The sequence below is a fragment of the Corallococcus carmarthensis genome (genome assembly GCF_003611695.1).
GTDB lineage: Bacteria > Myxococcota > Myxococcia > Myxococcales > Myxococcaceae > Corallococcus > Corallococcus carmarthensis.
Genome location: NZ_RAWE01000397.1, coordinates 1 through 3701, shown reverse-complemented (window position 1 = coordinate 3701; position 3701 = coordinate 1). Strand labels below are relative to the sequence as shown.

The 3701-nt window shown below is 71.9% G+C and carries 5 protein-coding genes; all 5 read right to left on the bottom strand.

What is annotated here, in order from left to right; translation table 11 throughout:
- Positions 1-284: 284 nt before the first annotated feature.
- Complete coding sequence (locus tag D7X32_RS43615) at positions 285-827, bottom strand: hypothetical protein (RefSeq protein ID WP_171450241.1); 543 nt, start codon at positions 825-827, stop codon at positions 285-287.
- Between the two features lie 182 nt (positions 828-1009).
- Entirely contained in the window at positions 1010-2290 is a 1281-nt protein-coding gene (locus tag D7X32_RS43610) for a peptidase MA family metallohydrolase (protein ID WP_120608367.1), read from the bottom strand.
- Between the two features lie 8 nt (positions 2291-2298).
- On the bottom strand, positions 2299-2598 hold the full coding sequence (locus D7X32_RS43605; RefSeq protein WP_120608366.1) for a DUF167 domain-containing protein: 300 nt from the start codon (positions 2596-2598) through the stop codon (positions 2299-2301).
- A 9-nt stretch (positions 2599-2607) separates the two neighbouring features.
- Positions 2608-3135, bottom strand: coding sequence for a DivIVA domain-containing protein (locus D7X32_RS43600; protein ID WP_014397740.1), 528 nt, complete (start codon positions 3133-3135; stop codon positions 2608-2610).
- A 108-nt stretch (positions 3136-3243) separates the two neighbouring features.
- Positions 3244-3699: a HEAT repeat domain-containing protein gene (locus tag D7X32_RS43595; RefSeq protein WP_120608365.1), complete on the bottom strand. Its 456-nt coding sequence runs from the start codon at positions 3697-3699 to the stop codon at positions 3244-3246.
- Positions 3700-3701 lie beyond the last annotated feature (2 nt).

Genomic DNA, 3701 nt, shown 5'->3' with positions numbered 1-3701 from the left:
CCCGCGACCCCCGTCCCAATCCCCCCGACAAAACATGCCGATCCGTCCGACCGGCGGAGCGCGCGGACCCCCATCCACGCGTTCCGGCGTTCGAACCTGTGTGCGCGCTCACCGCTCCCCCGAGCAGGAACACGCTCCCTCAAGGCGCGTCGCGGACCCCCATCCGCTACAGCGCACCCTCCCGCCAGCCCCCGGACCCTTCCTCATTGAGGAGTGTCAAGCCGGACGGATCGGCAAACCCTTGCAACAAAACGCTGGCGCCCACCGCGCGCCGCAATGACTGCTCAATGCATCGCGGACCGCTCGTCGCGACGGCCCACCGGGGCCCGGCGCGCGTGGGACGGCCGCTCGAAGTACTCCACCACCAGGCCGCCAAACGGCACCCGGGGACCATCCGCCTTCGGGTCCGCCATCCGCTGGAGCAGCGCCACCGCGCTGTCCACGGCCTCGTCGAGCGCGCGGTTGATGCGCTGGCGCTCCGCGTCCCCACCGCCCAGCACTTCCAGGGCGTCCACCAGGCACCGCCGCAGCAGTGCGAACTCGTCGTGCAGGGCCCGCGCGCCACGCTCCGGCGCCAGGCGCAGCACCGCGCGGGTGCGGCTCCAGGGGCTGGACTCCACGCCCTCCAGCGTCAGCCCCAGCTCCCGGACGAAGGGCTCCACCAGTCCGTCCAACAGACTGGCGCTCGGAACGCCCTGGCCCTCGTGCGCCGCCAGCCGCATCCGCCGCCACAGCGCCGCGATGCGCTCCGGCTGCCTGCTGAAGACCCGGGCTGCCCCGGCCTTCTTCCGTCCCCGCTCCGCCGCCATGTCCGTTGTCGTCCGCATCGCGAACAGAGACATAGCAAGGGCTTTGCCAACGCCAGACGTGGGCTGGTTCTCAATGAATCCGCCCATTTGGGCAATACGGCTGCCCTGAAGGGCGGCCGGAGGACGTAAATCCTACGGGGCGGATGTTGAAAGCCTGGGGGCAGGGGAAGAACCTTCCCTGCCTGGGCACGTCCCGCCCCTCAGTGGAGCGTCGGCTTGGGCGGGCGGCCTGCCGGGGACTCGCCGTCCAGCTCGTACTCGCCGCTGGCGGCCTCCGGCTCCTCGTCACCCGCGTCCGTGCCCTCCGGGGCTTCCGGCAGGCTGGCGCCTGACTCCAGCGTTTCTGGCGCGCCCTCCAGGGCTTCCGGCTGGGCGGGAGCGGACGGGTTGGGCGGCGCCTGCGTGGTCGCTCCCGGCCACTCCGGCCAGGGGAGGGCGGGGGACAGCGGCTCGGCCCCATCCACGGGCACGGGCCCCGCCGCGCGGGCGGCGGCGAGCAGGCGCAGCGCGGCGTCTTCCGCGGCGTCCTCCGCGGCCAGCTCCGTCATCCGCGCGGACTTCTGGCGCATGCGGCGCGCGAAGGCGGCCACGCACAGCACAGAGGCGGTGAGCCACAGGAGCGCGGAGCTGGTGGTGAGCGGCAGCCAGCCGTAGCGGGCCGCGAGCCCCTCGCGCCAGTCCTGCTCCTCCAAGAGCAGCGACGTCCGGAAGGCCTTGCCGAAGGCCTGCTCGAAGGGCTCCCCCGCGCGCACGCCGTCCACCAGCAGGCCCATGGCGTGCGAGCCATGCTTGCCGGTGAGGTAGGCCACGAAGGCGGCGCTCTGCGCGTAGGCGATCTCGACGTCCGCGGGCACGTCCGGCCAGTCCTCGGCCAGGTCTTCGAAGTGGAAGACGCGCTCCTGCGTCACCGCGCGGAAGAGAGCGGAGTAGTGGGCGACGGAGTAGCGCTCGTCGGTGAGGTTCTGCGCCACTCCCTCCTGGAACCAGCGCGGCCAGTCCTTCGCCAGCTGGCCCAGCGCCACGTGCGCCAGCTCATGGCGCAGCGTCGTGGGGCCTTCCGTGTCGCTCAGGCTCAGCGCGTCCAGCAGGATGATCTGATGCCCGGGGTACGCGAGCGCCACCGCCCAGCCCGGGGGCTTGCCGCCGGGGAGCGCCAGCGCTTCGAACTCCTGGCGGCCCACGCCCAGGCGGATTTCAGTGGTGCCCGGCCAGTCGCGCCCGAGCATCGCGCCGAACGCATCCCGCACGCCTTCAATCTGTCCGGCCAGCGCCCGCGCCGCGCCCGCCGCCTTCGCGGTGTGCAGGATGACGAAGCGCTGCGTCTTCAGCTCGCCCGCGACGATGGCGGGGCGGGCGTGGGGCACGAGCGCGCTGTCGGTGACGACGGCCTCCGTGGCGTGGATGCCGCGCGGACCTTCGTCCTGTGCGAACGCGCCCGGAGAGGCCAGCAGCATCATCAGGAAGGCGAACAGGCGGAGCATGCGTGGCCTCACGGTCCACCAGAGATAACAGCCTCGACCGCCGCCGCATCAACCCCCTGCACCTTCAATCGCTTACGGCGCGACGTGTCACCCGCCACCAGTGTCACCTGGCGACGCGGTACGCCCAGCATTTTGGCGATGAATTCCACCAGGGCCGCATTCGCTTCGCCATCCACGGGCGGCGCGGCGAGTTGGATCTTCAGGTGGCCGTCATGCTCGCCCACCACCTTCGTGCGGGACGCGCGCGGCTGGACCAGCACCGTCAGCTCCACCCCGGCGGGTACGGTCTTGAGCCAGGGGGCGGGCATGCGCGGGCGCTAGTCGTTGGAGGTGGCCTTCTTCTGCGACAGGAACGCGACGTTGTCCTCCACGCGCGCGTAGTCGCGGTCCGCGAAGGTGGGCGCGGCGAACGTCTCCAGCAGCTTGCGGTGGGCCTCCACCACGGAGCGCACCTGCGACTCGAACTGGGTGCGCTGGCGCTTGAGCTCGTTGATGTCCTCCACCACCTGCACCAGCCGCTGGTGCGCGCCGTGGACGATCTTCTCCGCCTGGTGCTCCGCGTCCGCGATGATGATCTCCGCTTCCTTCTTCGCGGCGTCCTTCAGGTCCTCGCTGATGCGCTGGGCGGTGACCATCGTCTCCTGGAGGGTGCGCTCGCGCTCCTGATGCTGCTCGAGCCGCGCCTGCGTGCGCTTCAGCTCCTCCTTGAGCGCGATGTTCTCCTTCACCACCTCCTCGAACTCGCCGGCGATCAGCTCCAGGTACGCGCCCACTTCGGGACGCGCGAAGCCGCGCATCACCGTCTCGAAGCGCTTCTGCCGGATGTCGAGGGGGGTGATCTTCATGCGCCCCAGTCTAACCCATACACGCGCGCACTCCAGGAATCGGCCCCGGGCCCGCCTGGAGCCGCGGCGTCGTCAAGCCTGGGGGGAGGGCAGGCGTGCAGGCGTGTTTCAGGGCGTGGCGGCCGGGGCGGCTTCCCACTGCGACGCCACCGAGCGCGCGGCGTTCTGCACCGCGTAGCCCACGCGGCTGTCGGCGGCCACGTCCTGCACCACCCGGCGCGCGGTGGCGGTGCGCTGGTAGAGCAGACCGCTCAGGGCTTGAATCTTCAGCGCGTCCGGCAGGCGCGGGTGGCGCACGACGTTGCCAAGAATCTCCTCCGCGCGGCGGTGCTGGAAGAGGGCCACCGCGCGCAACGCGGCCTGCTGGATGCGCGGATTCGGGTCCCAGATGAACGCGGCCAGCGGGTCCAGGGCGCGCGGGTCACCCAGGAGCGCCAGGTCCTCGATGGCCAGCGCGCGGATCTCCTCCGGCGCGGGCTCCGCGGCCCACAGGAGGCCCCGCAGGAGCGAGTCGTCCGACGTGCTGGCGTCCGCCGGGGGGCGGGCGGGAGCGGCCGTCGCCAGGG

Bases quoted from the DNA above. Each gene is read 5' to 3' on its own strand.
- D7X32_RS43615 (WP_171450241.1), bottom strand. From the start codon at position 827: ATGCGGACGACAACGGACATGGCGGCGGAGCGGGGACGGAAGAAGGCC.
- D7X32_RS43610 (WP_120608367.1), bottom strand. From the start codon at position 2,290: ATGCTCCGCCTGTTCGCCTTCCTGATGATGCTGCTGGCCTCTCCGGGC.
- D7X32_RS43605 (WP_120608366.1), bottom strand. From the start codon at position 2,598: ATGCCCGCCCCCTGGCTCAAGACCGTACCCGCCGGGGTGGAGCTGACG.
- D7X32_RS43600 (WP_014397740.1), bottom strand. From the start codon at position 3,135: ATGAAGATCACCCCCCTCGACATCCGGCAGAAGCGCTTCGAGACGGTG.